Raw genomic sequence first — 19,082 nt, forward strand, 5'->3', positions numbered from 1 at the left:
GCGTAGTAGAACTTGCCGAAGGCGGCATTGGTGGCGGCGTTGATGGCGACACGCGTCGTCGTGCCGCCGGTCAGCGTCTGCGACTGGACGCGGACGCCGATATCGCCACGCACGCGCTCGTTGACGCGCTTGCGCAGGCCTTCGCTGACCGGATAGACCGGCTCCGGCCCGCTATCGGCCCCATTGGCGGCGTGGTCCGAGCCGCTGCCGGGATTGAACGGGATGTTCAGCCGCACACTGCCGGCGAACTGGGTGTCGTCGCGATTGTCGTTGCGGACCTCGCCGGCGAAGACCAGTTCCGTGTTGCTGCCGAAGACATCGCCGATCGTATACTCGAAGCCGGCCTTGGCGCCGGTGACGCTGCCGTCGTCGCCATGCGGATCCTCGAAATGATAGCCGCCGATGTCGAGCCGCAGCGAATGCTTGTCGGGCAGGTTGACCGGCACCTGCGCGCCGATCTCGCCCTCGATGCCCCATGCCGCGTAATCGCGGTGGTCGAGGACCGAGATCTGCTCGATCAGCTGGTTGCTGACCATCGATAGGGTCGAACTGGTCGAGTGATCCGTCGAATCACCCTTGATCGGCAGATAGACGTTCACATGCGCATCGAAATGAGGCGTGATCGCCTCGGCGCCCAGCGTGGCCGCGGTGAACTGGGTGGAGTTGTAGTTCTCGAGATTGAGATAGGCGTAGCCGCCGATCATCAGGTCCGGGTTGACGATGCGGCGAATGCCGAGGCCGACATCCTGGCCGGAACCGTCCTTGAAATCGTGCTTGGCCCGGACATCCAGGAACAGCACGGATTCGGCCGTCTGCTTGAGCGGGATGAAACCTTCGAGCGCGCCGTTGCCGCCATTGTTGTCGGCGCCGATGATGGCGCGGATCTGCGGCTGCCATAGCCCGTTGGGATCGCCATAGGCGGCCATGCCTGAAAGGCCGAGCGCCAGCGTCGTCAGTGCCGTCGTCTTCCAGAGATGCCTGGCGATTCGCGAACGGCGATAGCCGGCGTGCACGCGGAAATCCTCCCCACGCGCCGCCATCTCACCAACTTGCCGAGGCGTCTCGGTAGTTCCCATCCCTGGCGAGTCCTTCGGGGACTGCACGCACCCCGTGTAAAATCTTACTCGAATTCTATTGTATAGCGAGTCTCCGGCGCTTCGATTTCTGAGGGCCTCCTGCAATATTGTTCGTTGTATCCGAAAAGCCACAGTAATTTCGCCGGCTTGCTTGCCTCCTGCTCGGCTTCCGGAACAGTCGCGGGTGTTGTATCAAGCCATGCTCGGGAGAATACCGGGCGCGGCGAGGAAACATGCAAGGCATCCGGCAAAACAACATGACATTTACTTTAGCAAAGCCTAATCTACTCGGCATGGCCGCGGGGCTGGCCGCCCTGTGGCTTGCTCTGGCCACCGGCCCAGCCCTCGCCGAAGATGCCAAGCCGGCCCAGCCAAAGCCGGCTGAAAGCAATGCAAAACCGGCCGATGCCAATCCGTGGGCGATGAACTGCTCCAGCGGTTCGGCGACCACCGAGCTTCAGTGCCAGCTTTCGCAGAACCTGACCGAGGCCAAGACCGGGCAGCGCGTGCTGACCGTGACCGTGCGCCGCGACAACGGCAATGGCAGCCTCGCCATGCTGCTTGCCCTGCCGCACGGCCTGTTCCTGCCGTCCGGCGCCTCCTTCCAGATCGATCAGGGCCAGAAGACGACGATTGCCATCCAGACCAGCGACCAGAACGGCGCCTATGCCGCCACGCCACTGTCGGCGGATCTCATCAAGGCCATGAAGTCGGGGACCAATCTGAACATCGGCATGGAATCGGTCACCCGCAAGCCGGTCACCATCCCGGTGTCGCTGGCTGGCTTCACCGCCGCCGTCGCCAAGCTGGAATCGATCAAGTAGCTGTTGTCAGCGGCTTGATTGTCGATGCCCGGAATGCTCCGTTGCCGCTTCGGACAGTGGAGAAACCCATGACAGGCTTTGTCGACCGCCAGCGCGCGGCGCAACTGATGGACCGCGCCGGCATCGAGGCGCTGGTGCTGTGCGCGCCCGAGGCCTTCCACTATGCGACCGGAGCCTCGATCGGCCCGGCGGGACTGTTCCGGCGCTCCGGCGCCGGCTTTGTCGTCATCCCGGCTGGCCGAGACCTGCCGATCGGCGTCGTGGTGGCGGACTTCAATGCGGGACAATTGCAGCGGGTTCTGCCGGACGCTGTCATCCGCAGCCACCCGATCTGGATCGAAGCCGCCACGCTGGACGCCTCGACGTCAGGGCAAGGGTTGCCGCAACGCATCGAGGCCGGCCTTGCCGGCCGGGCGCCTGGTTTTTCTCGGCCCGCGACATTCGAACTCGCCCGTGCCGTCGACGAGCTGAAGCAGATCCTGACCGGGTTTGGGCTCGGGCGCGCAAGGGTCGGCGTCGACCTCGATTTTGTTCCCGCCGCCGATTTCTCGGTCATGCAGGCGCTGCTGCCGGCCTGCACGATGGTCGACGGCTCGGCCGTGCTCGACAGGTTGCGGGCCATCAAGTCGCCGCGCGAGATCGACCTGCTGCAGCAAGGCATCATCCTGTCGGAAGCCGGGCTGGAGCGGCTGCAGGTCGATGCGATGGCCGGCATGCGCCAGGCCGATCTCATTGCCCTCTACCGGCAAGGTGTCGCCACGGCCGCGTCCGGCCTGTCTCATACGGTCCAAACTGCCGAATATGTGACGCTGGGCGCTCGGGCCAAAGATGCCGATGCGAAAGCGATGCCTGGCGATCCGCTGAAGTGCGACATGGTCTGCACGGTCGGCGGCTACGCCTCCGACATGTCGCGCAACTTCACCTTCGGGCCGCCATCCGCCGAGCAGGCCGAACTGCACGCCATCGCCGAGCGGGCCTTTGACGACGGCCTGGCGTCCCTTGATGCGGGAACCACGCTCGCCCACGTGCATCGCGTCGCCACCGACAGCCTGGCGCGGCAAGGGCTGCGCACCTACCGCCGCGGCCATTTCGGCCATGGCGTCGGCCAGTCGGTGTTTTCCGAACAATGGCCGTTCATCGCCGCCGACAGCGATGTCGTGATCGAAGCCGGCATGGTGCTGGCCTTCGAGATCCCGCTCTACATAGACGGCCTCGCTAGCTTCAATCTCGAGGACCAGTTCCTGATCACGCCGGACGGGCCCAAGCCGATGAACAGGCTGCCGCGACGGCTGGAGAGGATTGGATAACGAGGCGGGTCACTGCAGGGACAGCGCTCTACGCCCCCCTTGCCCTACCGGGCATCTCCCCCTCAAGGGGGGAGATTGGCAGCTTCGCCGTCTCGCCCACCTTACCGTGTAGATGATTTGGCGAAGGCTGTTGAGCGCGTAATCTCCCCCCTTGAGGGGGAGATGTCCGGCAGGACAGAGGGGGCGCCACGGAACTCGGCGGTGGGCTGCCAAGCACCTAACCACTCACCGCCGGCCTTCTCCCCCTCCACGGCATCTCTTGCTCCAGCTGCGCCGACGCGGCCAGCACCGTTGCCTCGTCGCCGTAGCGGCCGACCAGCTGCACGCCGATCGGGACGCCGTCTTTCGACCAGCCGAGCGGCAGCGAGATCGCCGGCTGGCCTGAGATGTTGAAGGGGAAGGCAAACACCGAGTCCGCCCATTTGGCGTTGTAGCGGTCGATATCGGTTTCCGACATGTCGTAATAGCCGAGCGGGCGCGGCAGCTGCGTCAGCGTCGGGGTGATGAAGACATCGTAGGCGCCAAGGTCGCCGACGATGTCGCGGCCGACCTGCCTGAGCTGCTCGACGTCGGAGATGTGCCTGGTGCCGCTGGTCGCACGGCCACGCTCGATGATCGCAAAGGTCACCGCCTCGACATCGCCCGGTGTCACCGGCCGCCCCATCACCGTTTCAAGGTAGTCGAAGGTCGCCGCCGTCTGCACGCAGGTCATGTTGGTGTAGGTCTTCCACACAGCATCGGCGTCGAGCGGCATGTCATGCTCCTCGACATGGTGGCCGAGCCGCTCGAGCGTCCCCACGGTCTCCAGCACCGCCGCCTTCACCTCCGGATCGATCGCGGTGCCGTTGGGCGGCGTGACGGAAAAGCCGATGCGCAGCTTCGTTGGCGCCCGCGCCGACAGGCTGAGCCAGCTGCCATCAGGAACCGGCGGCGTGTAGGGGTCGCCCGGCAGCGCGCCGGCGACCGCGTCGAGATAGGCCGCCGTGTCACGCACCGTGCGCGAGCAGCAAAGAAAATAGGCGCCGCCATACCAATAGTCGCCGAACGGCGCGAGGCTGACGCGGCCGCGCGACGGCTTCAGGCCGACGATGCCGCAGCAGGAGGCCGGGATGCGGATCGAGCCGGCGCCATCGCTGGCTTCGGCGATCGGCACCATGCGCGAAGCAATCGCCGCGGCCGCTCCGCCGCTGGAGCCGCCGGGCGTGATGCCTTCCTTCCACGGGTTCTTCGTCGCGCCGTAGAGCTTTGGCTCGGTGGTGATCGACCAACCGTTCTCCGGCGCGTTCGACTTGCCGACCAGCACCAGCCCGGCCGCCTTCATGCGGCGAACCACTTCGGTGTCGAAATCGGCGACGACATCTTTCAGGTAGAATGAGGAGTTGGTGTTCGGCGCCCCGGTCCAGGACGAGGCCAGCTCCTTGAGCAGGAATGGCACGCCGGCGAAGGGCGCTGATGTGTCGACCGTCTGCGCCTGGGCGCGCGCCATGTCGTAGAGGCGATGGATGACCGCATTGAGCGTCGGGTTGAGCCGATCGACCAGCGTGATCGCCGCTTCCACCAGCTCCGCCGGGGTAACGTCGCCGCGCTTCACCAGCGCCGCAAGGTCCAGCGCGTCGGACTCGGCATAGGTTTTCAGCAGACTGTCGGTGACGGCGGCCATATCTCTCTCCTTCGGCGGATAGCTTGTGTTGATGCTGCTCCTGCGGAGAACTGTATTGGGGCATCGGCCCCCTCACCCAGCCTCCGCTTCGCTCGGCTGACCTCTCCCCGAGGGGAGAGGAGACTTGCAGCGCCAGCGCCACCCTCTTCTCCCCAACGGGGAGAAGGTGGCCGCGAAGCGGCCGGATGAGGGGGCTGGCGCGACTTCAGGCCAGGTCGATGGTGCGCCCCAGTGCGATGCTCTGCTCGGCGGCCAGCACGATGCGCAGACTGTTGACCGCCGCATCCATCTGCTCGGTGAGGTCGAGATCCTCGCGGATGGCGCGCAGGAAGAAGGCCTGCTCGCGATCGCACAGTTCCTGGTGGCCGGGTTCGTCCTCCATGCTGACGATCTCGTCGGGTTTGGAGAAATTCTTGTCGCCGTCGACAGCGGCATAATGGATCTTCAGCGCATCGGTCTTGGTGTGGCGGTCGATGTCGGCGGAATTCGAAACCTCTGCCAGCTCGGCAACACTGCTTGCCTGCTGGCCGGCGACGATCGACACCGCGCCCTTGGGGCCGACGACGTCCTTCACGAAATAGGCCGTCTCGCTCATCATCGGGCCCCAGCCCGCCTCGTACCAGCCGACCGAACCGTCATCGAAGGTGACGTGCAGATGGCCGTAATTCTGCTTGTCGGCTTCCGCCCAGAGCTTGGCGCCGATGCCGTGCACGCGCACCGGCTTGGCGCCGGTCAGCTGGCACATGACGTCGACATAGTGGACGCCGCAATCGACGATCGGGATCAGCGAATCGATCAGGTTCTTGTGCCAGTGCCAGGCGCTGCCGCTGCTCTGCTGGTTGAGGTTGAGCCGCATCACCAGCGGCTTGCCGAGCGTCTTGCCGACCTCGATGAACTTGATCCACGACGGATGCACGCGCAGAATATAGCCGAGCACCAGCTTGCGGTTCTTGGCCCGCGCCGCCGCGACCACCTTCTCGGCATCCTCGTTGTTGGTGGCGAGCGGCTTTTCCATGAACACATGGCAGTTGGCGGCGATTGCCTTCAGCGCGTATTCGGCGTGGGTGTTCGGCCAGCTGTTGATCGAGACGGCGTCCGCTTTTGTTTCCTTCAGCGCCTGGTCGAAATCCTCGTAGAGTGGGTAGCCGGCTAACTCTTCCGGAATCTTCGTGTTGCTCTTGATCGACCGGCTCATGATGCCGACGATCTCGAAACCGTCGAGCCGGTGATAGGCGCTGGCATGCGACGCACCCATATTGCCGAGACCCACCACCAGCACTTTTACCTTGTCGGACACCGAATATCTCCCAGGTTTTGATTGAATTGTGCGCGGCGATCGGTTGCCGCTCGTATGTCTATCCGAGACAATCACCTCAGGTCAGCGCCGCCGCTCATTGCCCGGCCCTTTCCTCTCCCCCGTCGATCGGGGGAGAGGTGTCGAGCGAAGCTCGACGGAGTGGGGGTCGAGACCCTCGCCGCGCGCTTGAGGTCTCTTGCTCGTCAGATTGTGCCTGTCTTGTGGCGACTGCGCGTTTGACGAACGCCTTTCCCCACTCCGTCGCCGCTTCGCGGCGCCACCTCTCCCCCCTCCGGAGGGAGAGGAAAGGAGCCAAGGCAGGGTAATGGAGGGCGGCCGACATGACCCGTTGCGCAGCCCTACTTCACCGCCGAATCGAACAGATGCGCCTTGATCTTCTCGACATCGAGCGCGGCAAAACCTTCCGACAGCTTGACGCCGTCGGCATCGGCCTTGACCTTGGCCTTGTCGAAATCATTGGCCGGGCCGATCAGATCGTTGGTGCAGACATCCTCGGCCTTCACCGGAGCGGTGATCTGGCCGATCTTGTGGATTTCGTCGAAGAAGCCCTGCCAGCTCGCCATGTCGTGCGAGCCCCAGCCGCCGCGCTTGTCCATGTCGCCGCGGAAAACGTTGATCTGCTGCAGGATCGAGGTGGTGCCGAGCTCCGGCCCGAGATTCTTGGCCAGCGTCGGGAACTGCTCGAACACCGCTTCGACCGCCGCGCGTGGATTCTGGTAGCCGAATTCGAGGCCCATCGCCCAGCCGCGCAGGTACTTTTCCAAAAACGCCTTGCGGTCGGGATCCTCGAGATCGGCGGCACGCACGACGAAGGTGTTGGCCGGCAGCTTCGAATTCTGCACGCCGAGCCAGTATTCGAAGTCGAGCCCCTTGGCGATCCATTCGGCGCGCAGCCCTTCCCACGACAGGGCGGCGTCGCCCTGGCCGCCGGCCAGCGCCGTTCCCCAGGTCGGCCAGCCGGCCTCGACATATTTCACCTTCTTGATGTCGACGCCCTGCGCGGCCAGCAGCGGGTCGGTGATCGACTGCCAGGCGGCGGAGCCGAGCAGGATGGTCTTGCCTTCCAGCTTCTTCAGGTCGTTCGATCCCTCGCCCTTGCGGAAGGCGATGCTGAACGTGTCGCGCGCGCCCATATGGAACACCGACTTCAGCTTCATGCCGTTCTGGATGGCGAAGGAGAACACGCCGGGCGACGGGAAGCCCATATCGGCCTGGCCGACATCGACGAACTTCACCGTCGCGGTGCCGTCCGATGGTCCCGGCTGCATGTCGGTGTCCAGCCCGTCGAAATAGCCGGCCTTCTTGGCCGCCCAGTAGGGATAGTCGTCGAGCACTTCGAGCGTGCCGCGCGGCGAGATCCAGGTGAATTTTCCGTAGGGTTCGGCCCTGGCCTTCGGGCCGGTGGCGCCAAGCGCCGTCGCCGTCACCAGCCCGGCGCCGGTGACCTGCAGGAAGTAGCGGCGGCTGATCCCCGCCGGGTTGATCGAGTTCTCTTTGGTCATGGCATTCCCCTTTTTTGTTGATGTCAGTCTCTTGCCGCCCGCCTCCCGGGCGCCGTCATATCCCTGTGTTCAAGCCTCCCAGCTCGCCCATTTCTTGCCGATCAGGAAGAACAGCACGTAGATCAGGATGCCGAGCGTCGACAGGATCAGCACCACCGCGAAGAACTGCGGCATCTGGATCATCGACGAATAGGTGGTCAGCCGGTTGCCGAGGCCGAAACCGCCGCCGACCATTTCCGCGCCGACCGCGGTCAGCAGGCCGAAGATGGCGCCGATCATCAGCCCGACCAGGATCATCGGCAACGCCATCGGCGCACGGATCTTCCAGAAGATCTGCAGGGTGCTGGCGCCATAGGAACGCGCCAGCGCGATCTTGGCGCTGTCGACGCGGCGAAAGCCTGTCGCCGCATTGATCATCACCATCGGCCCGGCGGCCAGTGCCACCGCGATGATGCGCGGCGTGTAGCCGAAGCCGAAGCGCAGGATCAGAAGCGGCACCAGCGCCAGCATCGGCGTGGTGACCAGAAGCAGGATGTAAGGCGCGACGATTTTTTCCGCGAACGGGAATTGGGTGATGACGGCGGCCAGCACCAGGCCGATGATGGCGCCGATGGTGAAGCCGGACACCAGCTCGACCAGCGTGTAGCCGAGATGCGGCGCGATCAGCGGAAACTCGTCGAACAGCGCATAGGCGATCGAGCTCGGCGGTGGCATGATATAGAGCGGCACGTGGAACAGCCGCAGCGCCAGTTCGATGCCGCCGATGATGATCACCGCCACGGCAAGAATGGCCGCCACCTCCTTGCCCGACTTGATGCCGGGGCCGCTGGCGAAGGCGGACAGGTTGGTCAGGCTGACCTCATGGCCATCGCCCGCCTTGGCGCCCGACTTGGACTTTGAGAATTCCGGAATGGCATCGCCCCCGCTCACGGCCTGATCCTCACGATTTCGGCGCTCGGGCGCTCCGGCGCTTTTGGCCGCGTGCGTTCGCCGACAATGTCCATCTTGATCCGGTTGGTGAGGTCGAAGACCTCCTTCGTCGCCATGATCTCCAGCGAACGCGGCCGTGGGAACGGCACGCGGTATTCCTTGGCGACCCGTCCCGGCCGGGCGCTCAGCACCACCACCCGGTCCGAGAGAAAAATCGCTTCCTCAATCGAGTGGGTGATGAAGACGATGGTTGTCTTGGTGTCGAGCCAGATCTCCTCGACCAGCCGGTTCATCTCCTCGCGGGTGAAACTGTCGAGCGCGCCGAACGGCTCGTCCATCAAAAGCACCGAGGGCTTTAGCGCCAGCGCCCGCACGATCGCCGCGCGCTGCTGCATGCCGCCCGACAGCTCGCGCGGAAACTTGCCGCCGAAGCCATCGAGTCCGACCCGGTTGAGCAGATGCGCGATCCACGCCCGGTCCGGCTTCTCGCCCTTGATCTCGAAGGGGAAGCGGATGTTGGCGTCGAGGTTGCGCCACGGCAGGAGGTTCGCCTCCTGGAAGACGATGCCGATATCGGGATGCGGACCGGTGATGGCCTTGCCGTCGAGCCGGATCTCGCCGCTGGTCAGGCTGTGCAGGCCCGACATCGACCACAAAAGCGTGGTCTTGCCGCAGCCGGAAGGGCCGACGATCGAGACGATTTCATTGACGCTGACATCGACGCTGCAGCGGTCCAGCGCCAGCAGGTCGCCGGAGGCCGTGTGATAGATCTTGGTCGCTGCCTGCACGCCAAGCTTCGGCTTTTTTGCATCGCCCGTGTTCATCTGCCCCCCGGGAAGATTGCGCGATGATCCATTGGCTCATCCCCAGCGAAAATCAGTCTGTAACTATCCTACTTTCCTGTCAAGCGCCGACGATAGCAGCCGTATCACGAAAATCGATTAGTATACCTATCATGTTGTTTTAATGTCGGTTTTACGGCCTTGAAATGCATGTTGCTTTCCTACATACTTCGGAACTGACACGGACCGGAGAGGAACGGAGGAAGGTGAGCTTTCCCCAACGACACGCTGCGGTTGCGATCCGGTCGGGCACGTGGAGCCAGGGCGTGCAAACATGCTAAGACGACAGCCTCGCAACCCAGGGAAAGACCAGGACCCCATGACCGACGCTGGCAGCCAGGACGAGCCTGTTCCAGGCCCCGATACCGAGGGACGCGATCCTGTCCGGCGCATCCCCGACATCATCTCGCTGGTCAAGGATTCCTACAGCGAATTGCGCCCAGCCGAACGGCGTGTCGCCGATGTCGTTCTCGACGACGTCAAATATGCCGTCGACGCCTCCAACGCCGCCCTTGCCCAGCGCGCCGGGGTCAGCGAACCGACGGTGACCCGGTTCTGCCGCGCCATCGGCTGCGAGGGCGTGCGCGATTTCAAGCTGAAGCTGGCGCAGAGCCTCGTCGTCGGCGCGCTCTACCTGGCCAAGTCGCCTTCCGTCAGCAATGACAATGGCATGCCGTTCTGGAACGCCGTGTTCGGCGAGGCGCGCCGGGCGCTGCAGGAGGCCGAGCGGCAGCTCGACCCTGCGCAGCTGCAGAAAGCCGCCGAGCTGATCGCCAAGGCGCGCCAGGTCACGGTCTTCGGCCTCGGCGGCAGCTCCTCGGCGCTGGCGCAGGAAACCCAATACCGGCTGTTCCGCTACGGCATCACGGTCAGCGCCCAGTGCGATCCCTATCTGATGCGCATGACCGCCTCGACGCTCAAGCCCGGCGATCTGGTGATCGCCATTTCGGCGACGGGACGCACCCGCGAGGTGATCGAGGCCGTCGAGCTCGCCAAGCATTACCGCGCCAATGCGATCGCCGTGACCGCGCCCGACACCGAGCTCGCCCGCACCTGCGACGTCAGGTTGACGGTGGCGGTGCCGGAATATCCCGACACGCTGAAGCCGACGGCATCCCGCTTCGCCTTCCTGGCGGCGATCGACCTGCTGGCGGTGGCCTCCGCCTACAAGCTCGACGGCTCGGCCCGCGAGACGGTGCGCCGCATCAAATACAACGCCCAGATCCACCGCACCGGCAAGGAGATGGAGCCGCTCGGAGACTAGCTCCCTTCTCCCCGTTCACGGGGAGAAGGTGCCGGCAGGCGGATGAGGGGCAGCGCCGGGTTCGACAGTTGCCATTCCAACACAGATTAGACGCACGCAGGAAGAGGGAAAGAGATGCTCGAAATAGCACCCACGAAACAGGCAGCCGCATGGCTCGAATCCCTGGCGCAGGCACTCGCAGCCGGCGACGTGGCGGCGGCGAGCAACCTCTTCGTCGACGATTGCTACTGGCGCGATCTCCTGACCTTCACCTGGAACATCACGACCATGGAAGGCCGCGCGGCGATCGCCGACATGCTGGCGACGACGCTGGCGACGGCCAAGCCGAGCGCGTGGCGGCTGACCGGCGAGGCGACCTCGGACGACGGCACCATCGAGGCGTGGTTCAGCTTCGAAACCGTGGTGGCCAGGGGGGAGGGCATCATGCGGCTGCGCGACGGCCGCTGCCGGACATTGTTCACGGCGATGGCCGACCTCAAGGGCTTCGAGGAGCGCAAGGGCGCGGCGCGGCCGCTCGGCGTGCGCCACAAGGCCGATCCCCAGCGCGAGACCTGGTCGGAGGCGCGGGCGCGCGAGACGCGCGAACTCGGCACTGATGAACAGCCCTATTGCCTGGTCATCGGCGGCGGCCAGGGCGGCATCATGCTGGGGGCGCGACTGCGCCAGCTCGGCGTGCCGGCCATCGTCATCGAGAAGAATGCCAGGCCGGGTGACTCCTGGCGCAACCGCTACCGCACGCTCGTGCTGCACGATCCGGTCTGGTACGACCATCTGCCCTACATTCCCTTCCCCGAAAACTGGCCGGTGTTCACGCCCAAGGACAAGATGGGGGACTGGCTGGAAATGTATACGCGCGTCATGGAGCTCAACTACTGGGTCGCCACCAAATGCCTCAGCGCCAGCTATGACGAGGCCGAAAAAGTCTGGACCGTGGTCGTCGACCGCGTCGGCCGGCAGATCACGCTGAAGCCCAAGCACATCGTCTTCGCCACCGGCGCCTACGGCCCGCCACGGCGGATCGATCTGCCGGGTGCCGGCCGGTTCAAGGGCGAGTTGCTGCACTCCAGCCAGTATGCCAGCGGCGACAAATTCCGCGGCAGGAAGGTCGCCGTCATTGGCGCTGCAAGCTCCGGCCACGATGTCTGCGTCGACCTCTGGGAGAGCGGCGCCGAGGTCACCATGATCCAGCGTTCGCCGACGACAGTGGTCAAGTCGGACACGCTGATGGAAGTGGGCTTCGAGATCTTCTCGGAAGACGCACTGGCGCGCGGCATCACCACCGAGAAGGCCGACATGATCGTCGCCTCGACGCCGTTCGCGCTGGTGCCCAAGGGCCAGCGGGCGCTTTACGAGGTGATCAAGGCGCGCGACGCGGCCTTCTACGACCGCCTGCGCGCCGCCGGCTTCGCCATCGATTTCGGCGACGACGAGACCGGCCTGTTGATGAAGGCCTACCGCACCGGCTCCGGCTACTACATCGATGTCGGCGCCTCCGACCTGATCATCGACGGCAAGATCGGCATCCGCAGCGGCGTCGCCATCAAGTCGCTGACCCCGAGCGGCATCCTGTTCGAGGACGGCAGTGAACTCGCCGCCGACGCCATCATCGCCTGCACCGGCTATCAGTCGATGAACGAGAATGTCGCCGCGATCGTCTCGCGCGAAGTCGCCGACAAGGTCGGCCCGTGCTGGGGTCTTGGCTCGGGCGTCAAGGGCGACCCCGGCCCCTGGCAAGGCGAGCTGCGCAATATGTGGAAGCCGACGGCGCAGGAAGCGCTCTGGTTCCACGGCGGCAATCTGGCGCTGTCGCGCTTCTATTCCAAATATGTCGCGCTGCAGGTCAAGGCGCGGATGGAAGGCATTGAGACGCCGGTTTACGGGGCGGTGAGCAACGCCGGGTAAAGTCGACCCCCACTCTGTCGAGCTTCGCTCGCCACCTCTCCCCCGATCGACGGGGGAGAGGAACGGCGCGAGTTCATCGGCCTTGGCTCCCTTCCTCTCCCTCCAGAGGGGGGAGAGGTGGCGCTGCGAAGCGGCGACGGAGTGGGGGAAGCCGTTCGCCAAACGCGCAGCCGCCCCAAGACAGGCACAAGCTGGCGAGATCAGCTAGTCGTGCCGATGCCCAAAGTGCCTCGCCGCAACCTCGACATGGGTATGCGCGGCATGCGCCACAAACCGCTCAGTCTCGCTGACATCGTTGACCGCTTCGTTCGGCCACCAGGTGCCGCCGATAACGATGCCTTCGCACACCAGCCTCTGGTCGGCGACCAATGACGCGCCGACCGCGTCGACGAAGGTGAAGCGGCCCGGGCGCTGACGGAGCACGGCGACGTCGCCGACCGTGCCGATGGCCAGTGTGCCCAGGTCAGGCCGCGCGATCGCCTGCGCCGGCGCTTGCGTGGCGGCGCGCAGGACCTCGACCAGCGGCATGCCGAGCGCCAGGAGCTTCGACATGCAGACGAGGATGTCGAAGGCGGGACCGTCGACGCAGTAGAGATGCACGTCGCTCGAGATCACGTCGGGCGCCAGCCCTTCTTCGAGCATGGCGCGGGCGACGGCGAAATCGAACGAGCCCATGCCGTGGCCGATGTCGAAGATGACGCCGCGCTCGCGCGCCAGCCGCATGTCGGGCCGCACCGCGCCGGAAGCGAACACCGGCGCATTCGGGAAAGGCCGGAAGCAATGGGTGAGAATGTCGCCCTTGCGCAGGCGCGGCAGCACTTCCGAGCGGCCGGGCGGCGGTTCGTCGATATGCGCCATCAGCGGCAGGCCGGCCTGGTCGGCGGCCTCCAGCGCCAGATCCACCGGCGCGATGCCGCTGGTGCCGCCGGCATGCTTGCCCGAGCGAACCTTTACGCCGACCACGACATCGCGGTGCTCGCGCACCGCAGCCACAACCTCGCGCGGCTCGCAGAGCCTGAGATCGCTGCACTCGCCGACCGACACCGTCTGCGAGAAGCCGAAAATGCCGGCAAAGGAAATGTTGACATAGGCCAGGATGCGAACCTTCGAGCGCTCCATGACATGGCGGCGGAAGCCGAGGAAATTGCCGGCGCCCGCACTGCCGGCATCGATGAAGGTGGTGGTGCCGCTCTTGGCGGCCAGCCGGTCGGCATCGACGCCAAGCGACGTGCCGCCCCAATAGACGTGGCTGTGCAGGTCGACCAGGCCCGGCGTGACGATGCAGCCGGCGGCATCGACGATCTGCGCGGCGCTGTCCGCCGGGATATCGGCGTCGACCGCGGCAACGCGGCCATTGGCGATGGCGACATCGCGCAGCGAGTCGAGGCCAGCGGCCGGATCGATCAGCCGTCCGCCCTTCAGCAGGAGGTCGAATTGCATGGGGTAACCTCCGCTCGTTGCTTTGCTTACAGAGGCCGATAGGCGACCGCCTCGACCTCGATCTTGATATCGATCATCAGCCGCGATTCGACCGTGGTGCGGGCCGGCGGGTTCTTCGGAAAGTGCCTGGCATAGACCGCGTTGAAGGCGCCGAAATCGCGCGCGTCTTCCAGCCACACGGTGGTCTTCACCACATCGTCCATGGTGCAGCCGGCCAGCGCCAGCGCGGCCTTGACGTTGGCGAGCACCTGCTCGGTCTGTTCCGATATGCCGCCCTTGACCACGATGCCGTCGCTGCCGACGGGAACCTGGCCCGAGACATAGACGAGATCGCCTGCCCGCACGGCGGGCGACAACGGCACATGCGACGTTCCAAAACACTGTTTCGGCAAGGGACAAGCCTCCTCTGATGACAGGACGGGGTGCCATTGCAGCGCCCGCTTCGATCGACATTTACGCCGATCCGGCCGATCCTCATAGGGGCCTTGTTGGAAAGCAACATTCTTGGAAATCTGCGTTGCTTTATTACAAGAGCCCTTGCATCGTACGCGCTGACGGGCGGCTTGGAAGCCGCACCGCACAGACGCATTTGCCAGAGCGGAGATACCAGCAATGACCTACGACAAGAACCCGTTTCCATCAGGCGATGCCGATCGCCACGCGCTCTGGGAAATGCTGGTGCGGCGCGACATCGACGCTTTCATCGGCCAGGACTGGGCTATGGTCGAGGATGATTTCGTCGCCGAGAGCTTCTTCGGCATGCATGCGCATTTCCTGCACAACGCCGACGCCTGGCGGCTGCAGTTTCCAAGGCTCGAAGTCTATCGCGACGAATGGCTGCGCCAGGCCGAAGAGACGGCGGCGACCAAATTCGCCGAGCCGCTGCGCGAGGCGCTGTTTCGCGTCACCAACATGCGAGACATCGACGTCGACGGCGACCGCGCCGTGCTGCACAAGAAGTTCGACGGCTCGGTCGCCAAGGCGGACGGCAGCGTCGACCGGCTGAAATGGCAGACGCTGTATTTCTGCAGCAAGGTCGGCGGCAGCTGGAAGATATCAGGCTTCGTCGGCTACATGCCGCATCCGCTCGGCAGCTAGAGCCAGCTGATCAGTAGAGCGTGACGAAGGCCGGAAACAGCATGCCGGTCGCCCGGAAATGCTCGACCAGTTCGATGGCCGGGAAGATGGCGAGGAAATAGAGCCCGTCGAAAAACGTGCGCTTCAAAGCCCGCGTCGAGAACTGCAGTTCGTCATCGTCGCGGTAGAGCAGCGGGTTTGGCCAGAACCGGGGCGTGCTCTTGGTGTAGGCAAGATAGGCCGGGCCGAACTTGCCGAGCAGAAATTCGGCTTCCTTGCGCGCCGTGACGCGAAAGATGAAAAAGCTGGCAAGGCCCAGCGCCACGGCCGCCATCAGCGAGCCGTAGAGCAATCCAATGCCGACCGCGCCGACCGTCGAGAAGAAATAGAGCGGGTTCTGCGTGGTCGAGAACGGTCCCGTCGAGACCAGTTCCTCGTTCTTCTTGCCGCCGACATAGAGAATGCTCCACAGCCGCCCGACGACACAGACGAGCACCAGGCAAAAGCCGAAGAATTCGATCGTTTCGTGCCCGTCGGAGCCCTCGCTCAGCCCCGGCTTGGTGAGAAACAGCAGCAACACCGCCAGCGCCGCCGCAACTCGCACGAAGATCAGGCGCTTGCGCTGCTCGAAGGCCTGGGAAACCGGCTTGAGGGTAGCGTAGGTCATTTGGTGTTTCCTGGGGCACTGACGAGTGCCCGTGAGCAATGGGCATGACATTGATGCCGGATGAAAGGCGCACGCCCTCTATCGGCGCAGCGCCGGGCGTTCGTAAAGGACCTTTGCGCGGCCCACGACCATTCTTACGAATTTGTATGCCGCCGGACAGGCCGGCGTGAACTCGTTTGCTTACGCTGCGCGGATCGCCACCGCCGCAACCGTCGACCTCAGGACTTCAGCCATGCTCGCGCCCAACAGGCAACAACCCGCCCCACCGAGCCACAACAGGGTTCCCGACGTCACTCTCGATTTCTGGGTGATCAAGTTGATGGCGGTCACCACCGGCGAGACCGCGGCGGATTATCTTGCCGACACGATCGGGCTTGGGCTGACCGTCACCTCGCTGATCATGACCGGCATCCTGATCGCTGCCCTCGTCCTGCAGTTTGCGCAGAAGCGTTACGTGCCGTGGGCCTACTGGCTGGCGGTGGTGCTGATCAGCATCGTCGGCACCCTGGTGACGGACAATCTCGTCGACACTTTCGGCGGGCGCCTGCAGACCACGACCATCGCCTTCTCGGTTGCGCTCGCCGCGACATTCGCGGTCTGGTACGCCAGCGAACGGACGCTGTCGATCCACACCATCTTCACCACCAGGCGCGAAATCTTCTACTGGCTGGCGATCCTCTTGACCTTCGCGCTCGGCACCGCCGGCGGCGATCTCGTCGCCGAAAGCTTCGACATGGGCTACCTCACCACAGGCCTGCTGTTCGGCGGCGCCATCGCGCTCATCGTGCTGGCCTACTGGCTGCTCAATCTCGACGGCATCCTGGCCTTCTGGCTCGCCTATATCCTGACGCGGCCGCTCGGCGCCTCCTTCGGTGACCTGCTGTCGCGATCGGCCAGGCATGGCGGCCTGGGCTTCGGCACCATCTTCACCAGCCTGCTCTTCCTCGGCTGTATCATTGCGCTCGTCCTGCACATGACCCTGAAGGGGACAACCGACGAAGCCGATGAACTGTTGCTGGACCTGGACTAGGTGCAGGGCGGATGCGCTAGCATTGACAATTGCCGAAAACCCCACCGCTTCGGCCAATCGTGAACGTTCTAGCGCCACCATCCCTGCGCCTTCGTGACATCCTAGGAACAAGCCCGTGCCGGTGATAGCCTGTCCATCTCGGCAACGGACCGGACCTTTCATGCGACTGCTTCTCGTCGAGGACGACCACAGGACGGCCGACTATATCGTCAGGGGACTGACCGAGGCCGGCCATGTCTGCGACCTCCTGCGCAACGGCCATGACGGGCTGTTCGCGGCGACCCGGGGCAAATACGACGTGATCGTCGCCGATCGGATGATCCCCGGTCTCGACGGCCTGTCGATGGTCAAGGCGGTGCGCGCCGCCGGCGTGCGCACGCCGGCGATCTTCCTCACCTCCGTCGGCGGCATCGACGACCGCGTCGAGGGGCTCGAGGCAGGCGGCGACGACTATCTGGTCAAGCCCTTCGCCTTTTCCGAACTCCTCGCCCGCATCAACGCGCTTGGCCGGCGGCCGGCGGCGCAGGAGCAGAAAACCGTCCTGCGGGTCGCCGACCTCGAAATGGACCTGATCATGCGCCGCGTCACGAGGCGGGGCCAGCCGATCGACCTGCAGCCGCGGGAGTTCAGCCTGCTGGAAGTGCTGATGCGCGGCGAAGGCCGCGTCATCACCCGCACCATGCTTCTGGAGCGTGTCTGGGATTTTCATTTCGATCCCAGGACCAGCGTCGTCGAGACCCATATCAGCCGGCTGCGGGCCAAGGTCGACAAGCCCTTCGAAACCCAGCTCATCCACACCGTCCGCAACACAGGCTACAGCCTGCACGCGCCATGACCGGAACCTGGTCCCGCCTGCTGCGCAGCACGCCATTCCGGCTTGCCCTGACCTTCGCCTTCCTGTTCGTGCTGGCCTTCGTCCTGTCTGGCGCCATCGTCTACCAGATGATGAGCGCCGATCTTGCCGAGCGGCTCGACGACACCATCAAGGAAACCTACGCGGTCGTCGCCGCGACCTATGCCGAGAACGATCTCAAGGAGCTGGTTGAGACCGTCGGCAGCCACTCCCTGCGCAGCCTCAAGAAGGAGCAGCTGTTTTCGCTGACCGACGCAACGGGCAATCGCCTGGCCGGCAACTTCACCGCCGCGGGGCTCCCCGACGGCTTCTCGATGTTCGACACCGAAATGCCCGGCGTGCCGCCCGGCGCCGAGTACCGCGCCTATTCCGGCCCGGTCGGCGGCAACACGCTGACCGTCGCCTTCAGCCTTTCCGAGACGGAGGAGCTGGAGAGAATCGTGCTGATGAGCTTTGGCTGGGGAACCCTGATCATCACCGGGCTGGCGGTCGCCGGCGGCGCCCTGCTCGCCTCGCGCGTCCAGCGCCGTCTCGACGGCATCGCCGCCACCATGGTGGATGTCTCGCATGGACGGCTGGACACCCGCATTCCGCTGACCGGCAAGGGTGACGACATCGACATCGTCTCCAGCCAGGTCAATGCCGCGCTCGACCGCCTGTCGGCGCTGGTCGAAGGCATGAAACAGGTCAGCGCCAACATCGCCCACGATCTGAAGACGCCGCTCAACCGGTTGCAGATGATCCTCGACACCGCGTCGGAAAAGAACCTGTCGGGCCGGAAAATCGCCGCTGAACTGGCGGAGGCGCATGCCGAGAGCCTGCAGATCAACGAGACCTTCGATGCCCTGCTGCGCATCGCGCAGATCGAGGCCGGCGCCCGCCGGGCGCGGTTCACCGATGTCGATCTGGGCGAGGTGCTGCAAACCATCGCCGAGATCTATGCCGATGTTGCCGAGGACGACGGAAAGTCGCTGTCGTTGGCGCAACCACAGGAAACGACGGACCGGATCCATGGCGATCGCGAGCTGCTGACGCAGATGTTCGCCAATCTGGTCGAGAACGCGTTGCGCCATTGTCCATCGGGCACGACGATAAAGCTGTCGGTAGCGCGCCAGGACGAACGCGTCGTTGCGGGCGTCGCCGACAACGGTCCCGGCATTCCGGCGGCAGAGCGCGAGAAAGTGTTCCAGCGGCTCTACCGGCTGGACCACAGCCGCTCGACATCAGGCAGCGGCCTCGGGCTCAGCCTTGTCCGGGCCATAGCCGATCTGCACGGCGCATCGATCACGCTCGAGGATTGCCGACCGGGACTTGCGGTGGTGGTGCGTTTTCCGCTGGCTATGGATTAGCCGGCGAAACGGCTGGTGCTGTTCAAGCCCAGCTTGGGTTG

17 protein-coding genes are annotated in these 19,082 nt (G+C 64.8%); 8 read left to right on the forward strand and 9 right to left on the reverse strand.

The genetic code is table 11. From position 1 onward, the window contains the following. The coding region (locus tag EN990_RS21100) for an inverse autotransporter beta domain-containing protein (protein WP_206526348.1) at window positions 1–1,076 on the reverse strand (1,076 nt) is incomplete at its 3' end. Window positions 1,077–1,333: 257 nt separating this feature from the next. Here EN990_RS21100 and EN990_RS21105 point away from each other — a divergent pair. Then, complete coding sequence (locus EN990_RS21105; protein WP_245461097.1) at window positions 1,334–1,900, forward strand: invasion associated locus B family protein; 567 nt, start codon at window positions 1,334–1,336, stop codon at window positions 1,898–1,900. A gap of 68 nt (window positions 1,901–1,968) precedes the next feature. Beyond that, window positions 1,969–3,207, forward strand: coding sequence for a Xaa-Pro peptidase family protein (locus EN990_RS21110; protein WP_127370022.1), 1,239 nt, complete (start codon window positions 1,969–1,971; stop codon window positions 3,205–3,207). A 217-nt stretch (window positions 3,208–3,424) separates the two neighbouring features. Here the strand turns inward: EN990_RS21110 and EN990_RS21120 are convergent, their stop codons facing one another. From EN990_RS21120 to EN990_RS21150, 5 genes are all read right to left on the reverse strand, one after another. Then, complete coding sequence (locus EN990_RS21120) at window positions 3,425–4,867, reverse strand: amidase (protein ID WP_127384853.1); 1,443 nt, start codon at window positions 4,865–4,867, stop codon at window positions 3,425–3,427. A 205-nt stretch (window positions 4,868–5,072) separates the two neighbouring features. Next, a complete protein-coding gene (locus tag EN990_RS21125; protein WP_063169586.1) occupies window positions 5,073–6,164 on the reverse strand; it encodes a Gfo/Idh/MocA family oxidoreductase in 1,092 nt (363 codons plus the stop codon). Window positions 6,165–6,523: 359 nt separating this feature from the next. Next, on the reverse strand, window positions 6,524–7,687 hold the full coding sequence (locus tag EN990_RS21140; protein ID WP_027162853.1) for an ABC transporter substrate-binding protein: 1,164 nt from the start codon (window positions 7,685–7,687) through the stop codon (window positions 6,524–6,526). Window positions 7,688–7,756: 69 nt separating this feature from the next. After that, window positions 7,757–8,617, reverse strand: coding sequence for an ABC transporter permease (locus EN990_RS21145; protein WP_013528757.1), 861 nt, complete (start codon window positions 8,615–8,617; stop codon window positions 7,757–7,759). Then, window positions 8,614–9,441, reverse strand: coding sequence for an ABC transporter ATP-binding protein (locus tag EN990_RS21150; RefSeq protein WP_127368508.1), 828 nt, complete (start codon window positions 9,439–9,441; stop codon window positions 8,614–8,616). Before EN990_RS21150 ends, EN990_RS21145 begins: the two co-directional genes overlap by 4 nt. Before the next feature lie 337 nt (window positions 9,442–9,778). Here EN990_RS21150 and EN990_RS21155 point away from each other — a divergent pair, with 337 nt between their 5' ends. Together EN990_RS21155 and EN990_RS21160 are read left to right on the forward strand one after the other, a co-directional pair. Then, window positions 9,779–10,723 (forward strand): MurR/RpiR family transcriptional regulator, encoded by a 945-nt coding sequence (locus EN990_RS21155; protein WP_024504069.1) that lies wholly within the window; start codon window positions 9,779–9,781, stop codon window positions 10,721–10,723. 114 nt (window positions 10,724–10,837) lie between these two features. Further along, window positions 10,838–12,625 (forward strand): NAD(P)/FAD-dependent oxidoreductase, encoded by a 1,788-nt coding sequence (locus EN990_RS21160; protein ID WP_127368510.1) that lies wholly within the window; start codon window positions 10,838–10,840, stop codon window positions 12,623–12,625. Window positions 12,626–12,829: 204 nt separating this feature from the next. On the opposite strand, the gene EN990_RS21170 is transcribed toward EN990_RS21160, so the two are convergent. Together EN990_RS21170 and EN990_RS21175 are read right to left on the reverse strand one after the other, a co-directional pair. Beyond that, entirely contained in the window at window positions 12,830–14,065 is a 1,236-nt protein-coding gene (locus EN990_RS21170; RefSeq protein WP_127368511.1) for an amidohydrolase/deacetylase family metallohydrolase, read from the reverse strand. Window positions 14,066–14,091: 26 nt separating this feature from the next. Next, window positions 14,092–14,457, reverse strand: a complete 366-nt coding sequence (locus tag EN990_RS21175; protein WP_063169591.1) for a RidA family protein — start codon at window positions 14,455–14,457, stop codon at window positions 14,092–14,094. A 220-nt stretch (window positions 14,458–14,677) separates the two neighbouring features. On the opposite strand from EN990_RS21175, the gene EN990_RS21180 reads away from it, so the two are divergent. Next, window positions 14,678–15,163, forward strand: coding sequence for a hypothetical protein (locus tag EN990_RS21180; RefSeq protein ID WP_127368512.1), 486 nt, complete (start codon window positions 14,678–14,680; stop codon window positions 15,161–15,163). A 10-nt stretch (window positions 15,164–15,173) separates the two neighbouring features. Here the strand turns inward: EN990_RS21180 and EN990_RS21185 are convergent, their stop codons facing one another. Then, the gene (locus tag EN990_RS21185; protein ID WP_127384852.1) at window positions 15,174–15,809 is read right to left on the reverse strand and encodes an isoprenylcysteine carboxylmethyltransferase family protein; all 636 of its coding nucleotides are present in this window, start codon (window positions 15,807–15,809) and stop codon (window positions 15,174–15,176) included. A gap of 232 nt (window positions 15,810–16,041) precedes the next feature. Between EN990_RS21185 and EN990_RS21190 the strand changes: the two genes are divergently transcribed. From EN990_RS21190 to EN990_RS21200, 3 genes are all read left to right on the forward strand, one after another. Then, window positions 16,042–16,839: a hypothetical protein gene (locus EN990_RS21190; protein ID WP_127370062.1), complete on the forward strand. Its 798-nt coding sequence runs from the start codon at window positions 16,042–16,044 to the stop codon at window positions 16,837–16,839. Between the two features lie 160 nt (window positions 16,840–16,999). Further along, the gene (locus tag EN990_RS21195) at window positions 17,000–17,674 is read left to right on the forward strand and encodes a winged helix-turn-helix domain-containing protein (RefSeq protein ID WP_013528748.1); all 675 of its coding nucleotides are present in this window, start codon (window positions 17,000–17,002) and stop codon (window positions 17,672–17,674) included. Then, window positions 17,671–19,041, forward strand: coding sequence for a HAMP domain-containing sensor histidine kinase (locus EN990_RS21200; protein ID WP_127384851.1), 1,371 nt, complete (start codon window positions 17,671–17,673; stop codon window positions 19,039–19,041). Before EN990_RS21195 ends, EN990_RS21200 begins: the two co-directional genes overlap by 4 nt. Window positions 19,042–19,082: the final 41 nt, after the last annotated feature.

Source organism: Mesorhizobium sp. M7A.F.Ca.US.005.03.1.1 (genome assembly GCF_003997975.1).
Lineage (GTDB): Bacteria > Pseudomonadota > Alphaproteobacteria > Rhizobiales > Rhizobiaceae > Mesorhizobium > Mesorhizobium ciceri.

Bases quoted from the DNA above. Each gene is read 5' to 3' on its own strand.
- EN990_RS21120 (WP_127384853.1), bottom strand. From the start codon at position 4,867: ATGGCCGCCGTCACCGACAGTCTGCTGAAAACCTATGCCGAGTCCGAC.
- EN990_RS21200 (WP_127384851.1), top strand. From the start codon at position 17,671: ATGACCGGAACCTGGTCCCGCCTGCTGCGCAGCACGCCATTCCGGCTT.
- EN990_RS21180 (WP_127368512.1), top strand. From the start codon at position 14,678: ATGACCTACGACAAGAACCCGTTTCCATCAGGCGATGCCGATCGCCAC.
- EN990_RS21105 (WP_245461097.1), top strand. From the start codon at position 1,334: ATGACATTTACTTTAGCAAAGCCTAATCTACTCGGCATGGCCGCGGGG.
- EN990_RS21190 (WP_127370062.1), top strand. From the start codon at position 16,042: ATGCTCGCGCCCAACAGGCAACAACCCGCCCCACCGAGCCACAACAGG.
- EN990_RS21140 (WP_027162853.1), bottom strand. From the start codon at position 7,687: ATGACCAAAGAGAACTCGATCAACCCGGCGGGGATCAGCCGCCGCTAC.
- EN990_RS21170 (WP_127368511.1), bottom strand. From the start codon at position 14,065: ATGCAATTCGACCTCCTGCTGAAGGGCGGACGGCTGATCGATCCGGCC.
- EN990_RS21160 (WP_127368510.1), top strand. From the start codon at position 10,838: ATGCTCGAAATAGCACCCACGAAACAGGCAGCCGCATGGCTCGAATCC.
- EN990_RS21150 (WP_127368508.1), bottom strand. From the start codon at position 9,441: ATGAACACGGGCGATGCAAAAAAGCCGAAGCTTGGCGTGCAGGCAGCG.
- EN990_RS21195 (WP_013528748.1), top strand. From the start codon at position 17,000: ATGCGACTGCTTCTCGTCGAGGACGACCACAGGACGGCCGACTATATC.
- EN990_RS21110 (WP_127370022.1), top strand. From the start codon at position 1,969: ATGACAGGCTTTGTCGACCGCCAGCGCGCGGCGCAACTGATGGACCGC.
- EN990_RS21155 (WP_024504069.1), top strand. From the start codon at position 9,779: ATGACCGACGCTGGCAGCCAGGACGAGCCTGTTCCAGGCCCCGATACC.
- EN990_RS21185 (WP_127384852.1), bottom strand. From the start codon at position 15,809: ATGACCTACGCTACCCTCAAGCCGGTTTCCCAGGCCTTCGAGCAGCGC.